This is a genomic window from Nocardia fusca NBRC 14340 (genome assembly GCF_001618425.1).
GTDB lineage: Bacteria > Actinomycetota > Actinomycetes > Mycobacteriales > Mycobacteriaceae > Nocardia > Nocardia fusca.
In genome coordinates this window covers 21,601-38,974 of sequence record NZ_BDCU01000018.1, presented here as the reverse complement: position 1 = coordinate 38,974, position 17,374 = coordinate 21,601, and the positions used below count along the sequence as shown (strand labels likewise).

Below are 17,374 nucleotides of genomic sequence, written 5' to 3'. Positions count from 1 at the left end.
GAACAACCAGTTCTTCTGAACTACTGGACAACGAATTACCCACGTTGGACACTAGAGCAATCTGCTATTGAAGGGGTGATTCAAATGGTCAGAACACACACGGTAGTCGCAGGGGAAACGTTGCCGGCCTTGGCATTGCGCTTCTACGGCGACGCCGGACTACACCGACTGATCGCCACCGCCGGCGCGATCGCCGACCCCGACACCATCGATGTCGGGCAACAATTGATCATCCCCGACTTCACCAGGTACGAGGTTGCCTCCGGGGATACGTTGGCGGCCTTGGCATTACGCTTCTACGGCGACGCCGGACTACACCGACTGATCGCCACCGCCAGCGCGATCACCGACCCCGACACCATCGAAGCGGGACAACAGCTCATCATTCCCGACCTGACGAGATACAAGGTCCTCGCCGGAGACACGGTCTCGGAGTTGGCGTCACGTTTCTACGGCGACGCCTCGTTTTCCCCACTGATCGCCACCGTCAACGGCCTGGACGATCCCGAGGTCATCGCCGCCGGCGATGTCCTGGTGTTGTTCGTCGGACGCAGCGACGGATTCGGGCTCACGATCGTGGACCGCAACGAGAGCGACCCTCGTATGTGGTACTACCGGTTCCAGACCAGCGCGATCGGCTGGAACCCCGGGGTCAACGTCCTGCTTCCCGACGACTACCTGACCAGCGGACGCACCTATCCCGTCCTCTACCTCCTCCATGGCGGCGGCGAGGATTTCCGTCAGTTCGATTTCCTGGGCATCCGCGACCTGACCGCCGGAAAGCCGATCATCGTCGTGATGCCCGACGGCGGGCGCGCGGGCTGGTATTCCAACCCGGTCAGCTCGTTCGTCGGCCCGCGCAACTGGGAGACGTTCCACATCGCCCAGCTGATCCCCTGGATCGAGGCGAATTTCCGCACCTATGCCGAGTACGACGGGCGTGCGGTCGCCGGGTTCTCGATGGGTGGCTTCGGTGCGTTGAAGTACACCGCGAAGTACTACGGCCACTTCGCTTCGGTCAGCAGCCATTCCGGCCCGGCGAGTCTGCGTCGCGATTTCGGCCTGGTCGTCCATTGGGCGAACCTGTCCTCGGCGACAGTGGAATTGGGCGGCGGCACAATCTACGGCGCGCCCTTCTGGAACCAGGCCAGGGTCAGCGCCGACAACCCGGTCGAGCGGATCGACAGCTACCGGAACAAACGGATCTTCCTGGTCGCCGGCACCAGCCCGGATCCGGTCAACTGGTTCGACAGCGTCAACGAGACCCAGGTGCTGGCCGGCCAGCGGGAGTTCCGCGCGCGCCTGCGCGACGCCGGGATCCCGCACGAATGGCACGAGGTGTCCGGCGGTCACGTCTTCCGGCCCGAGATGTTCACCCTCGACCTCGACGGCATCCTCGCGCGGCTACGACCGGCGGCTACCGTGTCCTCCTCGAGTGCGATGCCGGGCGCTGCGTGACCCCACGTCGCCTCGAAACCGATCACCGGCTCGCGCCGGAGTCCGGCCGATAACTGCCCGGGTTCACATGTGCACGCATCCCCTGCGGGCCAAACAGTATGAGTAGTTCGACCACGGCCCCGTCGGCGCTGCCGAGCCAGTGGGGCAGGGACGTGTCGAATTCGGCGGCCTCCCCGGGTGGCAGGGTCAGGTCACGCTCGCCCAGCACCAGCCGCAGGCGACCGTTGAGGACGTAGAGCCATTCGAAACCCGAGTGGGTCTGCGGCGTCGGCTCCTGCGGTTTCGGCTGCGCGGGAATGATCATTTTGAACGCCTGCACTCCGCCCGGCCGCCGGGACAACGGAATGAACATCATTCCGTACCGCCGGATCGGCTTCAGGTGGATCCGTGGGTCACCGGTGCGCGGGGCACCGACGAGGTCGTCCAAGGGAACGTCGTAGGTGCGAGCCAGCGGCAGCAGCAACTCCAGGGTCGCCCGGCGTTGTCCGCTCTCCAGCCGGGAGAGGGTGCTCTCCGATACCCCGGTGGTCGCCGCGAGCTCGGCGAGGGTGATGCCGCGGTCGCGCCGCAGCGCACGCAGCCGGGGCCCCACCGCGTCGAGCACATCGCCTGTTTCGTGGTCCACGTGGCCATCTTGCCGGAACGGCAAGATTTCGTGTCAGGACGACAGCGCGTCGGTGAGGCTGAAGGCGTTCCGGCACAGGCCGGCTCCCTACCACCAGGACACCGATGCCATGATCGCCACAGCACTCCGCCGACTCCTCTCCGCGCGCACGGTAGCGGCCCTCACCCTCACACTCCTGCTCACCGCCGGCACCGCCGCCTGCGCCACGACCACCGCCTCCGACGTCCCCCGGTACGCCGCCGCCACCCGGGGCGACCCCGAGTTCGAGCAGACCTTCCGGCACGAATTCGCCGATATCGACGGCGTCCGCATGCACTACGTGACCGGAGGCAGCGGCACACCGGTAGTGCTGATCCACGGGTGGCCGCAGACCTGGTACGGCTGGTGGGAGATCATGCCCGAACTCGCCGAGCAGCACACCGTCTACGCCGTCGACCTCCCCGGGCTGGGTGACAGCACCGGCTCCCCGACCGGTTACGACAAAGCCACCCTGGCGCGCTACATCCACACACTGATCGCCGATCGGCTCGGAATCCGGGACGCCCGCGTCGTCGGACACGATTTCGGTGCCGCGGTGGCATTCCAGTACGCCGACCAGTTCCCGGCCGATACCGCCCGCCTCGGCTACCTCGACCTGCCCCTGCCGGGGCCCGCGATCGACGCGCCCACCTACCGTTCGATGAGCTGGCATATCGCCTTCCATTCCCAGCGCCGTGTCCCCGAGGCCGTCGTCGGCGACGACGTCCGCGAATACCTGGCGCTGTTCTACCCGCAGGTCTCGTTCGGGGGGACGGCCTTCGGCGGCACCACGGACCGCTCCCCGTTCACCGAGGCCGAAATCGACGAATACGCACGAACGTACAGTCGGCCCGAGGTCCTGACCGGCGGCTTCGAGCTGTACCGGGCTCTCGAACAGGATGTCCGCGATACCGGCGCGGCACCGCCGACACAGGTACCGGCCCTACTCATGACCGCCCAGGGGCAGCTCGACCCGGTCCGAGCCACCGTCGCCCCCTCTATGAGCAATATCGTGCGCGCGGTGGATGTGCCGAACGCAGGACACTGGCTCGTGGAGGAGAACCCCGGCTTCGTCACCGCGGAACTGCTGCGCTTCCTCGACAGGTGACGGCGCGAGCCCGGCCCTGCGAGATGTTGCCGTACCGGCGATCGCCCCGCTGAGCGGTGCGCCCGCGGAGTCGAGCGCTGCGCGCGCCGCCGGAACCCGAAACACGCACGCAAGTGTGGTGCAACATCGGATCATTACTCTCACGCTGTCCAGACGTCGTGTGCCGACCCAGCGGAAATGAGTTTCCGGGCGGGCAGCATCGTTCAGGGAGCAATCGAATGAGTGTCACCACACCCGGCGAACCCGGACCCGGGATCGACCAGGAATACCTCGGCAAGCGGACACTGCGCACCGGAACGGCGGGTTGGGTGCTGCTGGCCGGGCTCGGCGTCGGTTATGTGATCAGCGGCGACTACTCCGGATGGAACTTCGGCCTGGCCGAGGGTGGCTTCGGCGGCCTGGCCGTCGCCACGGTCGTGATCGCGGCCATGTACGGCGCGATGGTGCTGAGTATGGCCGAGATGTCCGCCGCCCTGCCCACCGCGGGTGGCGGTTACACATTCGCTCGCCGGGCCCTGGGGCCATGGGGCGGGTTCGCGACCGGAACAGCGGTGCTGATCGAATACTCGATCGCACCGGCCGCGATCGCCACATTCATCGGCGCCTATGTCGAATCCCTCGGCCTGTTCGGCATCACCGACGGGTGGTGGGTGTATCTCGTCGTGTACACGATCTTCGTGGGCATCCATCTGGCAGGTGTCGGTGAAGCGCTGAAGGCGATGTTCGTCATCACGGCGATCGCTCTCGTCGGTCTCGTGATCTTCGCGGTCGCAAGCATCGGCAGCTTCTCCGTGTCGAACCTGACCGATATCGCCCCCGACCCGGATGCCGCGGGAGCCGGCGAGTTCCTGCCGTTCGGCTACCTCGGGATCTGGTCGGCGCTCCCCTTCGCCATCTGGTTCTTCCTCGCCGTCGAGGGTGTCCCGCTCGCGGCAGAGGAAGCGCGGGATCCCGCGCGCAACGTGCCACGAGGCATCATCGCGGCGATGACGGTCCTGGTCGTGACGGGGGCGGTGGTGCTGGTTCTCGTCCCCGGAGTGGGCGGGGCCGCCGCGATGCAGGCATCCGGAAATCCGCTCGTCGAAGCGCTGGGCTCGGGCACCGCGGCGACGGTCGTGAACTACATCGGGTTGGCCGGTCTCGTCGCGAGTTTCTTCTCGATCATCTTCGCCTACTCACGGCAACTGTTCGCGTTGTCACGCGCGGGCTACCTGCCGCGTAGGCTCTCTGTCACCAACGCACGCAAGGCTCCGGCACCGGCCTTGATCGTGCCCGGCGTCATCGGCTTCGGCCTGTCGCTCTTCGGCAACGGCGCGACACTGCTCAATATGGCGGTGTTCGGCGCGGCACTGAGTTACGTGCTCATGATGATCAGTCATATCGTGCTGCGGATCCGGGAACCGGGTTTGAAAAGGCCGTACCGGACGCCCGGTGGCCTCGTCACCGCCGGCTTCGCGCTGGTGATCGCCGTCCTGTCGGTGATCGCGACCTTCCTCGTGGACTCCACCGCGGCGTTCGGCTGCCTGGTCGTTTTTCTGCTGTTCATGCTGTATTTCGCCCTCTACAGCCGGACGCGACTGGTCTCCGGTTCTCCCGACGAGGAGTTCGCCGCGCTCGCCGCCGCGGAAGACGAACTCCGCTGACCCATCGGTGGCGAACCATCCATCGTCCGCTTGCCGTGGACGGGCACCGCGAAAGGAGTTCTGGCACGATCGAATCCAACGCCTCAGTTGCCCGGCGCCAGGACGGCAACAACGTCACGACGAAAGGACCGGGTCGAGATCGTGGGTATGGCCAACGGGTTCAGCGAACGCAGTGCGTACGACCGCAAGGCCGAGATCGTCGAAGTCTTCACCGATGCCTTCGGCGAGATGATCGCCGCCGACCCGGACGCGTTCCGCAAGAAGTTCCGCAAAATGGCGGACAACCCGTTCGCCTTCTACCGCGGGTCCGCCTGCCTGTTCTACAACGATATGGCCGCCACCGAGGATCGGTGGGTCGATGAGCGCACCAGCAGGGTCTGGATCCAGGGCGACCTGCATGCGGAGAATTTCGGCACCTATATGGATTCCGCCGGACAATTCGTCTTCGACGTCAACGATTTCGACGAAGCATATCTCGGCGCGTTCACCTGGGATATCAAACGTTTCTGCGCCAGCGTGGCGCTGCTGGCCCGCCGCAAAGCCGTCTCCGATGCCGATATCGAGGCATTGACAGCGACGTATGTGCGCTCGTATGTGCGCATGGTACGCGCCTTTCACGACGGCACCCAGAATGAACAGGACTTCAAACTGCATCTGCGGAACACCACGGGTCCCGTGCACGATGTGCTGCTCGATGCCCGGATGAGCACCCGCACCGCCCTGTTGGCGAGCACCACGATGGTCGAGAACTACGAACGCCGATTCCGGCCGGGCAAGGATGTCCGCTGTGTGGACGAAGAGGAGCGCGCCCTGGTGTTGGACGCCTTCACCCGGTACCTCGAGACGATCCCGGCACACAAGCGGTTCCGCAGCATCACCTACCAGGTGAAAGATATCGTCGGCCGCAAAGGATTCGGGATCGGGTCGGCGGGGCTGCCCGCGTACAACATTCTCGTGGAGGGGCAGACCGAGGCGCTGGAGAACGATGTGATCCTGTCCATGAAACAGGGGAATATCGCCGCGCCCAGCCGGGTCGTGCGGGACGAACGAATCCGGGACTACTTCCGGCACCACGGGCACCGCACCGCCGTGTCCCAGCGCGCTCTCCAGGCCCATGCCGACCCCTGGCTCGGCTACACCGAGATAGGCGGGGACGGTTATATCGTCTCCGAACTCTCCCCTTACGTGAGCGATCTCGACTGGTCCGATCTCACCGAGCCGGAGGAAATGCAACCGGTGATCGAATATCTCGGCCACGCGACCGCGGGTATGCACTGCGTCTCCGACGCCGACTCCGATCAGACACTGGTCGATTTCCAGAGCGAGGAGGCGATCATGGCGGCCATCGGCTCCGATGAGGACGAATTCGTGCGCGCTATGGTGGATTTCGGCCAGTCCTATGCTCTGCGCACGCGGACCGACCACGAGCTTTTCGTCGATGCGTTCCGTAACGGCGAGATCCCCGGACTGGAGCGATCGACACCCATCGTCTGACAACCGCCGCTGTGCAGGGTCGGCGGCGGAGTCGGCCTCGCCTACTCGTGCCGCCCGGGCTGCGGCGTTGTTCCCCGGTCGGCGTCGCGGCTCGCTTCGATTCCACCGGCAGCCCGGTGCAGGGTGGCGACGAGAGTTGGCAGCTGATTCCGGTCGTAGCGGACCGAAGGCATCGATACGGACAGACCCGCCAGCGCGGTACCGTCCGCGTCCCGCACCGGCACCCCGACCGCGACAACCCCGCGCTCCGAGAGCCCGTCGTTCAGCGCGAACCCCGCCCGGCGCACCTTGGCGAGCTGGGTGCGCAGACTCGGCAGGTCCGGCCGTTCGTCGGGGCGCTCCGTATATCGCGTTTCGTCGTAGAGCTCGTCCAACTCGGCTGAGCCGAGCTCCGCGAGCAGCACCAGACCGGCGGTCGTGCGATGGGCCGGAAACACCATCCCCTCCCTCGACCCCACCCGCAGCGCCTGCCGGCACTCGACACTGGCTATGAACCGCGCCGTGTCCCCGGCCCGGATCGTCAGGTTCGCCGACTCCCCCACCAGATCTGGAGCTGTATCGGGGTTTCGAGCAGGAACTGCTGGTTCCGCTGTGGACCGAGATCGGTGATCTGATGCCGGCACATCCGCGGTCGCGGGCGGTGCCGCATCTGTGGCGGTGGGAGAATCTGCTACGGCTGGCGGCGCAGGCGGGCGATATCGTGCCGGTCGGCCGCGGGGGTGAGCGGCGGGCGATCGCGCTGGCGAATCCGGCGCTCGGTGGGCGGCCGTTCGCGACGCCGACATTGTGGGCGGCGATCCAGTATCTGATGCCGGGAGAGGATGCCCCGGAGCACCGGCACACCCAGCATGCCTTCCGGTTCGTGGTGGAGGGGTCGGGGGTGTGGACCGTGGTCGGTGGCACCGGGGACACGGCCGACGGTGACGCGGTGCCGATGCGGCGCGGAGATTTCCTGCCGCAGGCCGGGTGGAATTGGCATGCGCACCACAATGCGACCGCGGAGCCGATGGCCTGGATCGACGGGCTGGATATCCCGTTCCAGTACGTGATGGAGTCGCAGTTCTTCGAGTTCGGGCGCGCGGAGATCAGCGACGCGGAGCGGATCACGCCGCAGCGGTCGCGATCGGAGCGGCTGTGGGGGCATCCCGGGCTGCGACCGCTGTCGGTGGGTGCGGTGGCGCCGGGTTCGCCGCTGCTGGCCTACAAATGGGAGAACACGGATGCCGCGTTGAACGATCAGCTCCTGTTGGAGAAGGAGGGATACGGCGGGACCGTCGAACCCGGGCACGCGGCGGTGCGGTTCTCCAATCCGCACGACGGCACCGATGTGCTGCCGACCATGCGGGCGGAGTTCCATCGGGTCACCCGAGGTTCGGAAACCGCGCCGGTCCGGGAGACCGGGTCGTCGGTGTATCAGGTGTTCGATGGGTCCGACACGGTGACCGTGGGAGACAAGAGCTGGTCGGTCACCCGCGGTGACCTGTTCGTCGTCCCCTCGTGGGAACCCTTTTCCGCCAGATCGGAAGCCGGTGACACCGACTCCGATTCCGGCGCCCTGGACCTTTTCCGTTTCTCGGACGCGCCCGTTTTCGAGGCGCTCCAGCTCGACCGTCAGGAGATCACCCGATGAAACTCGCCACTCTGCGCGTCGACGGCGGCACCCGCGCGGTGCGCCGCGACGGTGACACGCTCGTCGACCTGGGCTACGACGACCTCGGCGCGCTGTTCGCCCGGGGCGACTGGCCCACGATCGCGGCCGAGGCCACCGGCCGGACCTGGCCGGTGGCCGGCGCGGATTTCGCCGCGGTGGTGCCGAACCCGTCGAAGGTGATCTGCGTCGGGCACAACTACACCAACCACATCAAGGAGATGGGGCGCGAACTGCCCGGCTACCCGACGCTTTTCCCGAAGTTCGCCGACAGCCTCATCGGGCCGAACGACCCGATCGTGAAACCGGCCGAAACCGACGCGCTGGACTGGGAGGTCGAGCTGGTGGTGGTCGTGGGCAAGCCGGTGCGGCGGGCCGCCGAGGCCGAAGCCGCGGACGCCATCGCGGGGTTCACCGTGATGAACGATGTGTCGGTGCGGGACTGGCAGTTCCGCACGATCGAATGGACGCAGGGCAAGATCTGGGATTCCTCCACCCCGGTCGGGCCCTATGTCGTCACCCCGGACGAGGTCGGCGGGGTACGGCCGGCGCTCGAGGTGCAGACGCTCGTCGACGGGCAGGTCATGCAGCACGACGACACCGGGACGCTGCTGTTCGACTCGGTGCACCTGGTGCAGTACGTGTCGACGGTGATCCGGTTGAACCCGGGCGACCTGATCGCCACCGGAACCCCGGCCGGGGTCGGGCACGCCCGGGACCCGAAGGTCTACCTGGCCGGCGGGGAAATCGTGGTGACCCGGATCGCCGGGCTGGGGGCGTGCACGAACAAGGTCGTGAACGCCTCGTGACCGGGCGGACACACGCCGACTCGCTGAAGTGGGCCGAGCACGGGACGGGACTGTTCGTCACACACGTCGCCCTGCTCGATGACAGGTCGATGTCGGCGCCGAGCAGCCTGCCCGGGTGGACGCGTAGGCATCTGGTGGCACATGTCGCGGCCAATGCCGACGCGCTCGGGAATCTGGTGCACTGGGCACGCACCGGCGAACGCACGCCGATGTATTCCTCGGCCGACCAGCGCAATGCCGATATCGAGTCGGGTGCGGAACTGACCGCGGACGAGCTGACGGCCTGGTTGAACAGGGCGGTGCGCACACTGTCCGTCGCAATGGATGCGCTGACCGGGGACGACTGGCACAACGAGGTCGTCACCGCGCAGGGGCGGACCGTCCCGGCCACGGAGATCCCGTGGCTGCGGGCGCGCGAGGTGTGTGTCCATGCCGTCGATCTCGGCACGGGCACCACCTTCGCCGACCTCCCCGACGAATTCCTGGCCGCGCTCGTCACCGATATCCGGGGCAGACGTGGGCTCGGCGAAATCCCCGACGGCCCGCTACCCGAGGTCGCCGCCTACCTCGCCGGTCGTCCCCATTCCCTCGCCGGTGTCCCCGACCTCGGCCCCTGGTTGTAGAGGAGGCTCATCGTGAGCACCCCTGACGTCGTCATCGTCGGCGGCGGCATCGGCGGGCTGAGTACCGCTTTCGCGCTGTCCCGGCTCGGCCTGCAGGTGCGGGTCCTGGAGCAGGCGAAACAGTTCGGTGAGGTCGGGGCGGGTATTCAGCTCGCGCCCAACTGCACCCGCATCCTGCACGACTACGGTCTGCTGGACGCCGTGAAAGCCCGCGGGGTGGTGCCCGACCGGATGGTGATGCGGGACGCGGTCGACGGAAGCGAACTGACCTCGCTCGACCTGCGCGATCTGGAGCGCGAGTACGGCTTCCCGTATCTGGTCATCCACCGCAGTGATCTGCACGCGCTGTTCCTGGAGGCGTGCCGGGACGCAGGCGTCGAACTGCGTACCGAACAACGCGTCGTCTCGTACGCCCAGGGCGATGGAAAGGCCCGTGCGACAACTCGGGCCGGTACGGTCCACGAGGCCGATATCGTGATCGCGGCCGACGGGTTGCATTCCGTCGCGCGCACACTGCTCACCGACGACCGGCCGGTGTCCTCGGCCTATGTCGCCTACCGCGGTACCGTGCCGATCGCGGAAGTGGACCGGCCGGTGGACCTCGCCGAAGTGGTCGTCTACGTCGGTCCGCGGTGCCATTTCGTCCACTACGGGCTGCGTGGCGGCGATCTGCTCAATCAGGTGGCGGTGTTCGAATCCCCGAAGGCCGTGGCCGGGCTCGACGACTGGGGTACTCCCGACGAACTCGACACCGCCTTCGCCGCGACCTGCGATTTCGTCCAGGATCGGTTACCGCATCTGTGGCGGGACAAGTGGTGGCGGATGTACGACCGCGATCCGATCGACACCTGGGTCGATGGACGGATCGCGCTGCTCGGCGACGCCGCCCACCCGCCGCTGCAGTACATGGCGCAGGGCGCGATCATGGCGATCGAGGACGGGTGGGTGCTCGCCGAGCATGTGCGGCGCCTGCGGGGCGACGACGGCGTGGTCGACTGGACAGGGGCCCTCGCGGCGTACGAGGCGGTCCGGCCGGAACACTGCCGGCGGGTGGTGCTGACGGCTCGGGTGTGGGGTGAACTCTGGCATCTCGACGGGATCCGGCGCGCGCAGCGCAATATGCTGCTGCGGGCACGCGAAGTCGGCGACTACTCGTTCACCGACTGGATTTATGGTCCGACGGCGCTGTTCCCCGCGGACGAACCCCCGATGTTCGAGCCGATACCGCTCGCCTCGGCCGACCGGGTGGCCGCCGGGCGGGCGTAGTCACCCGGCGCCGCCCGGTCCGGCCCTCGAACCGATTCACCGGCGGGCGTCCCCCACCACCGCGCTCCCGGCTCTTACGGCTGTGGCGGCTGCCTGCCTTGCCGCCAGCACAGCCACGACAGTAATATGTGATGCCCATCACATTCAACGCTCGGGCTGTGCCGTTATCGGCAGCGCAGGCGTCCGAAGGAGGGATCCAACCCATCCGGAACGGGGATTCGTAGTACCGAGGAGAACAACTATGTCCGGTTTGGTACGCAAGAACTTCGATTCACCCGAGGAAACCCGTCCATTCGAGGCAGGCAAGGGCAAAATCGACCTGGTCAACCTCGACGCCGGCCCCGTGGGCCGGGCTGTCTTCGAACCCGGCTGGCGCTGGTCGGAACATGTCCGGCCGATCGCCGGAACCGACAGTTGCCAGGCACCCCATACGGGCTACTGCGTCTCGGGGCACCTGGCGGTGGTCATGGACGACGGTGAGAAACAGGAATTCGGCCCCGGCGATTTCATGATCGTCCCACCTGGACACGATGCCTGGACCGTCGGCGACGAACCCTGCGTCATGATCGACTGGCAGGGGGTCACCGACTACGCCAAGCGGTGAGGTTCGCACCGCCCGCCGGATATCAGTTGACCTGGCGGCTGCGGCCGCTCCAGTACGGTGCGCGCAGCTTGAACTTCTGGAGTTTTCCGGTCGCGGTCCGGGCCAGCTCGCTCCGGAACTCCACCGAGGTCGGCGCCTTGTAGCCGGCCAGCCGCTGTTTGCACCAGGCGATCAATTCCGCTTCGGTCGCGTTGCTCGCTTCGGCGTCCGGGGTCAGCACGACCAGCGCTTTGATCGTCTCGCCCCACTTCTCGCTCGGCACCGCGATCACCGCCACCTCGGCCACGGCGGCATGGGAGAACAGGCAATCCTCGACTTCGATCGACGACACGTTCTCCCCGCCGGTGATGATCACGTCCTTTTTGCGGTCGGCGATGGTCAGGTAGCCGTCGTCGCCGAGCGCGCCACCGTCGCCGGTGTGGAACCATCCGCCGGCCAGCGCCGCCGCGCTCTCCTCGGGGCGGCCCCAGTAACCCTCCATCACCACATTGGACCGGGCCAGAACCTCTCCGGAACCCTCCTCGGGCTCCTCGGCCCGCAGCCGGACGCCCAGGGCCGGGGCACCGGCGCGGGTCAGCTTCGCGGCCCTGGTCTCCGGGTCGAGGTCGTCCCATTCCGCCCGCGCGCGGTTGACGGTCAGCAGCGGGGAGGTTTCGGTCAGGCCGTAGATCTGGATGAACTCCCAGCCGAGTTCCTCCTCGACGCGGGCGACGGTTTTCGTCGGCGGCGGTGCACCGGCCATGATGATCCGCACCCGGTCGCGTCCGGGGATCTCGCCCTCCCAGGTCTGCGCGGCGTCGAGCACCGCGGCAGCGACCGCGGGCGCCGCGCACATCACCGTGACACCGTGGTCGCGCACCCGGCGCAGGATCTCGGCGCCGTCGATCTTGCGCAGGACGATGTGCCGGGCGCCGACGCCGGTCATCGCGAACGGCATGCCCCAGCCGTTCGCGTGGAACATCGGCAGGGTGTGCAGATATACGTCGCGGTCGCTGATCGTGGCGTGCAGGCCGAAGGTGACGGCATTGACCCAGATACTGCGATGGGTGATCTGCACGCCCTTCGGGCGGGCGGTCGTCCCGGAGGTGTAGTTGATGGTGGCGGTGGCGGATTCGTCGGGTTCCCACGGCCGCGGCACCGCCCCGGGGGCGGCGTAGAGGTCGGCATCGGCGCCCAGTACGAATTTGCGCTCGCAGTCGACCTCGCCGAGCGAGTCCGCGAGTTCCGGGTCCACGTACAGGGCGCGGGCCCCGGAATCCTCGACGATGTAGCGCACCTCGTCCGGGCGCAGGCGGAAGTTGATCGGGACCAGCACCCGGCCCCATCCGCTCACCCCGAAGAACGAGGTCAGCAGCCGGCTCGAATTGTGACTGACCACCGCGACCCGGTCCCCGGCTGCGATACCCAGTTCGTCGAGGCGGGCGGCCTGTCTACGGGCGAGGTCGGCGACCTGGGAATAGGTCGGCGAGCCCTGGCCGGGGGCGGGCTGGGCGGGTTCGTCGACGATACCGATCCGGTCGCCGTACACGGTTTCGGCGCGGTCGAGGAAATCGGAGACACTGAACGGGACGAACATGGCCCTCCTACGGATCTCGCGTGCGCCGGGAGTCGATTCTGCGGATCTACCGGCGGTCCGACGATTGTCTCCCTGAACGGGCTTCCGTGGGCCGGAATTCTTGCGGCGAACCGTGAGCCTCAGGTGTCCCGCTGGGCCAGCGCGTGGCGCGCCTCCTCGTGGAGCACGTCGAGCAGTTCCTGCTCCAGCGCGACGAACTCCGGTGTGGTGATCATCGACAGCTCGCGTGGCCGCGGCAGATCGACGCGCACATCGCGTCGCACGGTGGCCGGGCGCGCCGACAGGACGATCACGCGATCGGACAGGTACACCGCCTCCCGGATGTCGTGGGTGATCATCAGCACCATCCACCGGTATCGCTGCCAGACATCCTGGAGCCACGACTGCATCTCGGTGCGGGTCAGCGAGTCCAGTGCGCCGAAGGGCTCGTCCAGCAGCAGCAGTTCGCGCTCCTGGACGACGGTCCGCAGCAACGCCGCCCGCTGCCGCATACCGCCGGAGAGCTGAGACGGGCGGGCGTCCTCGAATCCGGACAACCCGAAGACCGGGAACAGTTCGCGGGCCCGGCGCCGGGCCTCCGGTTTCGGGACGCCGTGCACCTGGAGACCCAGGACGGTGTTGTCCAGGACCGTGCGCCACGGGAACAGCAGATCCTTCTGCGGCATATAGGCGCAGTGCGGTGCCGTCGGTTCTCCGTCGCTGGTACCGAAACGGATACTGCCCGAGTCGGGGGTCTCCAGGCCGGCCAGCATATTGAAGACAGTGCTCTTGCCGCAGCCGCTCGGACCGATGACGGAGACGAACTCACCGGGTTGCGCGGTGAACGACACACCGCCGAGGACCGGCCGGTCGGGGCGGCCCCGGCCGGGCTGCGGAAACGATTTGGTGAGGCCGTCGACGGCGATCCGATGCCCGCGCGCGTCAGTCACGCCGACTCCTGTTCTCCGCGCGGGACCACGGTGCGACGAGCCGTTCGATCGCGAAGGTCAGCAGGTACAGCGCGATACTGAGCAGCGCGGTCACGAGTACCGCCGCCAGCACCAGGTCGGTGCGGAAAGAATTCTTCTGCAGGCTCATATAGATGCCGAGGCCCTCGCTGGCGCCGACGTATTCGGCGAATACCGCGCCGACGACCGCATAGGTGATCCCGATCCGCAATGCGGTGAAGAATCGCGGCACCGCGGACGGCAACCGCACATAACGGAACACCTGGGCACGGGACGCTCCCATACTGCGCAGCAGCGCGCCCGCCTCGCGGTCGGCCGCGGCGAATCCCTCGATCAGCCCGATCGCCATCGGGAAGAAGGTGACGAGTGCGACGACGAGCACTTTCGGGAGCAGCCCGAAACCGAACCAGATGATCATCAACGGTGCTATCGCGATGATCGGCAGCGTCTGGGAGGCGACGAACAACGGCACGAACGCGCGACGCAGCCAGGACGAGAAGTCGACCACCACGGCCAGCAGCCAGGCCAGGCTCAGCGATACCGCGAATCCGGCCAGTGTCACCTGGAGGGTGGCAGCGGCATGGATCCCGATCTCGTCGCGGTGCGCCCACCCCTGCTCCACGACCCGCGCCGGGGACGGCAACAGTTGCGGGCGAATACCGCTGGCCTCGACATAGACCTGCCACAGCACGACGAGTAGCGCCACCGTCACGACGGACGGGAGTGCCCAGCGGATCCCGGTCGATCGGCCCGGCGCGGTCCGGGCGGCCGGATTCGTCCCGGGTGGGACCGCTCGCTCGGAGTTGTCAGGAAGCCGTGAGGTAGTCATTGGTGAAGTAGCTCGACCAGTCCGGCTCCTCGGTCAGTGGGGCGCCGTCGGGACCGGTCAGCAGACCCTTCTCGTACAGGAAACCGGAATTCGCGGCCCACTGCTCGCGGGTCTGGACGCCCACCCGGCCGTCGGGACCCTTCATGAATTGCTCGGCCAGCATCCGCTGACTCTCGAAAACCAGGCCCTCGTCGTTGAACGCGCCGGGATTGGCGGCGAGGAGGTCCTGAGCGGCCGCGTCCGGATCGTCCGCGGCGAACTGGTAACCGCGCTGCAGGGCCTGCACGAACTTTCGCGCACGGTCGGGGTTCGCGGCCAGCCAGTCCTGGTTGGCGTCGACCACGATGGCGTACGCGTCCGGGAAACCGAAGTCGGTGTAGCGGAAGTACCGCATCGGGGTGCCGTGGTGCTCGGCTTCGATGCCCTCCCAGCCGAGGTAGGAGACGGTGAAGTCGGCCCGGCCCGAATAGACGGCCTCGTAGGCCGAGGTGCCCAGGGTGACGGTGGTGAATTCGCCGCGGCCGCCGTCGTTGCGGATCACCTGCTGGAGCGCTTCCACCTCACCGGGGTCGCCGAAACCGGCGTAGGTCTTGCCGTCCAGATCCTTCGGGCGGGTGATGTCGGTGCGGTCGGCCTTCACCCCGATCCCGGTCGCCCAGTGTCGCAGCGGTGCGAGCACGGACAGCGTATGCGCCCCCGACGCCCGCGCGAACGTCGACGAATTATGGGTGCTGATACCGAATTCGGCGTTACCGGCGTCGATGACCGTATCGACCGCGGTGTTGTTGTACGGCAGGATCTGCACATCCAGACCGGCGTCGGCGAAGTAGCCGCGCTGCTGCGCGACGAACAGCCCCGTGTGATTGGTGTTCGGCGTCCAGTCCAGGGCGAAACGGATGGTCTCGCCGTCGCCGGGCCCCGCGGTGCAGGCGGTGAGCGCGGACAGCGCCGCCACGGTCGCGACCGCGACGGCGAGGACGCGGCGCAGGCGGCCGCTCATGCGGCGGGCCAGGGCTGCGGATGCAGGGCGGTATCCCAGAACATCAGCTCGTACCGGGTGGCCACGGTGAACGCCGTCGCCATCGCCGCGCGATCCCGCTCGCTCGCCGCCTCGGCCGCCGCGTCGACGAACGACCGGGCCGCGGCCGCGGACTCCTGGAACTCCGCGGCGCCGTAGGTGGATACCCACTGGGCGTACGGGTGGCCGGGGTCGGCCGCGAGGACCGCGGCCGCGCTCGCGGCCAGATCACGACCGACCTCGGCGTAGATCCAGAAACACGGCAGCGCGGCCGCCGCGCCGACCGCGTAGGACTCGGTCGCGGCGGTGGCGATGAGGTAGGAGACGTATCCCAGGCAGGCCGTGGACGGTTCCGGCTCGCCTTCCCGCGCGGGGAGCCGGCTGTCGCCGAGGAGGTCGCGGTGCAGTTCCGCCTCGACGGCGACCGCCGTGGCGGCCGAACCCGCCCAGAACTGCGCGGCCTGCGCGTCGGGTGACTTGGCCGAGAGGAGGGCCAGCACCTTCGAATAACCGGCGAGATACAGCGAATCCTGCTCCACGTAGGTGCGGAACACCTCGAGCGGGAGGGTGCCGTCGCCGAGCCGGCGCAGGAATTCGAGCTCATCGATGGCGCCGCGCAGATCTTTCGTCCGATCCCAGAGGTGTTCGGTGAATCTGCCGGATTCGGTGGTGTGCGCGCGTGCAGCCAAGACATTCCTTCGTCAGCATTACCTGGACAGGTTCTCGGGTATGTTCTCAGCCCCGCAGTCGCGGAGCACCCCGTGTCAGAACGAATCCGACCATAACAGTTGATCGGCGCACGGTGGGCGGGAGGTCGTATCCGGGGTCCGGTCGCGGGAAGTGGCCGCCCGGCCGGGGGAGTTGCGCGGACGTGCACGAACCGGCCGGGCCGTGACCCATGTGCGTCAGCGACCGTGACATTCCCGCGACCATTTCGTAATCTAACAGTGATCTTGTCGTCGAGCGTTACGAGTAGTCATCATTATGCCTGGTCAACACCGCAAACCGGCCCGAGCCCGAAAGATCGCTCCGCTGGCCGGAAGCGCGATCGCGGCAACGGCGGTGATCGCACTGTCCGTAACAGCGCGCCCCGGCCCGGATGCGCAACCCGCCGCGGCCGCGGTCGACGCGGCCGCCGTCCCCGCCGCCGGCCCCGGCAAGGCCGCGGAGACGACGACGCACGCGCCGGAGGCGCCGATACCGGTAGCCGGCATCGCCCGGGCTCCGGAGGCGACGACGAATACGCCCGATACGCCGGCGCCGGCAGCCACGGCCGAGCGACCTCCGGAGCCCGCCCGGTACGCGAAACGGCATGCGCCTCCCCCGCCCCCTGTCATCCCGTGCTCCACCGAACTCGCCGGTGCGCGTCCGCAGGTGGCGCAGGTGGGCAACCTGATCGACCAGACGTTCGGCGTCGGCGATATCGGGGGCGCCAACGGCCGCTACGACGGCGACCACGGCGCGGGCCTGGCGCTCGACTTCATGACCTCCGATCCCGCCCGCGGCGACGCGATCGCCGACTTCGTGCTGGCCAACAAAGAGCGCTTCGGCGTGACCTATGTGATCTGGCAGCAGCGGTACAACGACGGCAGCGGCTGGTCCTACATGGAGGATCGCGGCGACCCCACCGCCAATCACTACGACCACGTACACGTCTCGTTCGACTCGACGGCCGACATCCACGTGACCTGCTGACGCACGTCCGCGT

Annotated in this window: 17 protein-coding genes; 10 read left to right on the top strand and 7 right to left on the bottom strand. The window is 67.6% G+C overall.

Annotation, left to right across the window (positions count from 1 at the left end; genetic code table 11):
* Window positions 1-84: 84 nt before the first annotated feature.
* Window positions 85-1,458 (top strand): alpha/beta hydrolase-fold protein, encoded by a 1,374-nt coding sequence (locus NF4_RS09615; RefSeq protein ID WP_063126955.1) that lies wholly within the window; start codon window positions 85-87, stop codon window positions 1,456-1,458.
* 22 nt (window positions 1,459-1,480) lie between these two features.
* Here NF4_RS09615 and NF4_RS09610 read toward each other — a convergent pair whose 3' ends face one another.
* Window positions 1,481-2,083 carry a helix-turn-helix domain-containing protein gene (locus NF4_RS09610; protein ID WP_063126954.1) on the bottom strand — a complete coding sequence of 201 codons (603 nt, stop codon included), beginning with the start codon at window positions 2,081-2,083 and terminating at the stop codon, window positions 1,481-1,483.
* Between the two features lie 109 nt (window positions 2,084-2,192).
* Between NF4_RS09610 and NF4_RS09605 the strand changes: the two genes are divergently transcribed.
* From NF4_RS09605 to NF4_RS09595, 3 genes are all read left to right on the top strand, one after another.
* Window positions 2,193-3,209 carry an alpha/beta fold hydrolase gene (locus NF4_RS09605; RefSeq protein WP_063126953.1) on the top strand — a complete coding sequence of 339 codons (1,017 nt, stop codon included), beginning with the start codon at window positions 2,193-2,195 and terminating at the stop codon, window positions 3,207-3,209.
* 218 nt (window positions 3,210-3,427) lie between these two features.
* Window positions 3,428-4,852 carry an ethanolamine permease gene (eat, locus tag NF4_RS09600; RefSeq protein WP_063126952.1) on the top strand — a complete coding sequence of 475 codons (1,425 nt, stop codon included), beginning with the start codon at window positions 3,428-3,430 and terminating at the stop codon, window positions 4,850-4,852.
* 147 nt (window positions 4,853-4,999) lie between these two features.
* On the top strand, window positions 5,000-6,346 hold the full coding sequence (locus NF4_RS09595; protein ID WP_063126951.1) for a DUF2252 domain-containing protein: 1,347 nt from the start codon (window positions 5,000-5,002) through the stop codon (window positions 6,344-6,346).
* A gap of 41 nt (window positions 6,347-6,387) precedes the next feature.
* Here NF4_RS09595 and NF4_RS09590 read toward each other — a convergent pair whose 3' ends face one another.
* Window positions 6,388-6,888, bottom strand: a complete 501-nt coding sequence (locus tag NF4_RS09590) for an IclR family transcriptional regulator (protein ID WP_439956748.1) — start codon at window positions 6,886-6,888, stop codon at window positions 6,388-6,390.
* A 5-nt stretch (window positions 6,889-6,893) separates the two neighbouring features.
* Between NF4_RS09590 and NF4_RS09585 the strand changes: the two genes are divergently transcribed.
* The 5 genes from NF4_RS09585 (at window position 6,894) to NF4_RS09565 (ending at window position 11,296) form a co-directional block, all read left to right on the top strand.
* On the top strand, window positions 6,894-7,976 hold the full coding sequence (locus NF4_RS09585) for a cupin domain-containing protein (protein WP_084532998.1): 1,083 nt from the start codon (window positions 6,894-6,896) through the stop codon (window positions 7,974-7,976).
* Window positions 7,973-8,803, top strand: a complete 831-nt coding sequence (locus tag NF4_RS38525) for a fumarylacetoacetate hydrolase family protein (protein WP_063126950.1) — start codon at window positions 7,973-7,975, stop codon at window positions 8,801-8,803. Before NF4_RS09585 ends, NF4_RS38525 begins: the two co-directional genes overlap by 4 nt.
* A complete protein-coding gene (locus NF4_RS38520) occupies window positions 8,800-9,426 on the top strand; it encodes a maleylpyruvate isomerase family mycothiol-dependent enzyme (protein WP_063126949.1) in 627 nt (208 codons plus the stop codon). Before NF4_RS38525 ends, NF4_RS38520 begins: the two co-directional genes overlap by 4 nt.
* A 12-nt stretch (window positions 9,427-9,438) precedes the next feature.
* Complete coding sequence (locus NF4_RS09570) at window positions 9,439-10,692, top strand: FAD-dependent oxidoreductase (protein WP_063126948.1); 1,254 nt, start codon at window positions 9,439-9,441, stop codon at window positions 10,690-10,692.
* A 241-nt stretch (window positions 10,693-10,933) separates the two neighbouring features.
* Window positions 10,934-11,296 (top strand): cupin domain-containing protein, encoded by a 363-nt coding sequence (locus tag NF4_RS09565; protein ID WP_063126947.1) that lies wholly within the window; start codon window positions 10,934-10,936, stop codon window positions 11,294-11,296.
* Between the two features lie 22 nt (window positions 11,297-11,318).
* On the opposite strand, the gene NF4_RS09560 is transcribed toward NF4_RS09565, so the two are convergent.
* The 5 genes from NF4_RS09560 to NF4_RS09540 all read right to left on the bottom strand — a co-directional run bounded on the left by NF4_RS09560 (window position 11,319) and on the right by NF4_RS09540 (window position 16,355).
* Window positions 11,319-12,872: an AMP-binding protein gene (locus NF4_RS09560; RefSeq protein WP_063126946.1), complete on the bottom strand. Its 1,554-nt coding sequence runs from the start codon at window positions 12,870-12,872 to the stop codon at window positions 11,319-11,321.
* A 119-nt stretch (window positions 12,873-12,991) separates the two neighbouring features.
* A complete protein-coding gene (locus NF4_RS09555) occupies window positions 12,992-13,801 on the bottom strand; it encodes an ABC transporter ATP-binding protein (protein WP_063126945.1) in 810 nt (269 codons plus the stop codon).
* The gene (locus NF4_RS09550) at window positions 13,794-14,648 is read right to left on the bottom strand and encodes an ABC transporter permease (RefSeq protein ID WP_063126944.1); all 855 of its coding nucleotides are present in this window, start codon (window positions 14,646-14,648) and stop codon (window positions 13,794-13,796) included. The genes NF4_RS09555 and NF4_RS09550 overlap by 8 nt, the downstream gene beginning before the upstream one ends.
* On the bottom strand, window positions 14,626-15,648 hold the full coding sequence (locus tag NF4_RS09545; RefSeq protein ID WP_063126943.1) for an ABC transporter substrate-binding protein: 1,023 nt from the start codon (window positions 15,646-15,648) through the stop codon (window positions 14,626-14,628). Before NF4_RS09545 ends, NF4_RS09550 begins: the two co-directional genes overlap by 23 nt.
* Window positions 15,645-16,355, bottom strand: coding sequence for a TenA family protein (locus tag NF4_RS09540; RefSeq protein ID WP_063126942.1), 711 nt, complete (start codon window positions 16,353-16,355; stop codon window positions 15,645-15,647). The genes NF4_RS09545 and NF4_RS09540 overlap by 4 nt, the downstream gene beginning before the upstream one ends.
* A 295-nt stretch (window positions 16,356-16,650) precedes the next feature.
* Between NF4_RS09540 and NF4_RS39990 the strand changes: the two genes are divergently transcribed.
* Entirely contained in the window at window positions 16,651-17,361 is a 711-nt protein-coding gene (locus NF4_RS39990) for a VldE C-terminal domain-containing protein (RefSeq protein WP_063126941.1), read from the top strand.
* The last annotated feature ends 13 nt before the right edge of the window (window positions 17,362-17,374 follow it).

Coding starts and splice junctions, on each gene's coding strand:
- NF4_RS09560 (WP_063126946.1), bottom strand. CDS start 12,872: ATGTTCGTCCCGTTCAGTGTCTCCGATTTCCTCGACCGCGCCGAAACC.
- NF4_RS09550 (WP_063126944.1), bottom strand. CDS start 14,648: ATGACTACCTCACGGCTTCCTGACAACTCCGAGCGAGCGGTCCCACCC.
- NF4_RS38525 (WP_063126950.1), top strand. CDS start 7,973: ATGAAACTCGCCACTCTGCGCGTCGACGGCGGCACCCGCGCGGTGCGC.
- NF4_RS09615 (WP_063126955.1), top strand. CDS start 85: ATGGTCAGAACACACACGGTAGTCGCAGGGGAAACGTTGCCGGCCTTG.
- NF4_RS39990 (WP_063126941.1), top strand. CDS start 16,651: ATGCCTGGTCAACACCGCAAACCGGCCCGAGCCCGAAAGATCGCTCCG.
- NF4_RS09605 (WP_063126953.1), top strand. CDS start 2,193: ATGATCGCCACAGCACTCCGCCGACTCCTCTCCGCGCGCACGGTAGCG.
- eat (WP_063126952.1), top strand. CDS start 3,428: ATGAGTGTCACCACACCCGGCGAACCCGGACCCGGGATCGACCAGGAA.
- NF4_RS09545 (WP_063126943.1), bottom strand. CDS start 15,648: ATGAGCGGCCGCCTGCGCCGCGTCCTCGCCGTCGCGGTCGCGACCGTG.
- NF4_RS09565 (WP_063126947.1), top strand. CDS start 10,934: ATGTCCGGTTTGGTACGCAAGAACTTCGATTCACCCGAGGAAACCCGT.
- NF4_RS09595 (WP_063126951.1), top strand. CDS start 5,000: ATGGCCAACGGGTTCAGCGAACGCAGTGCGTACGACCGCAAGGCCGAG.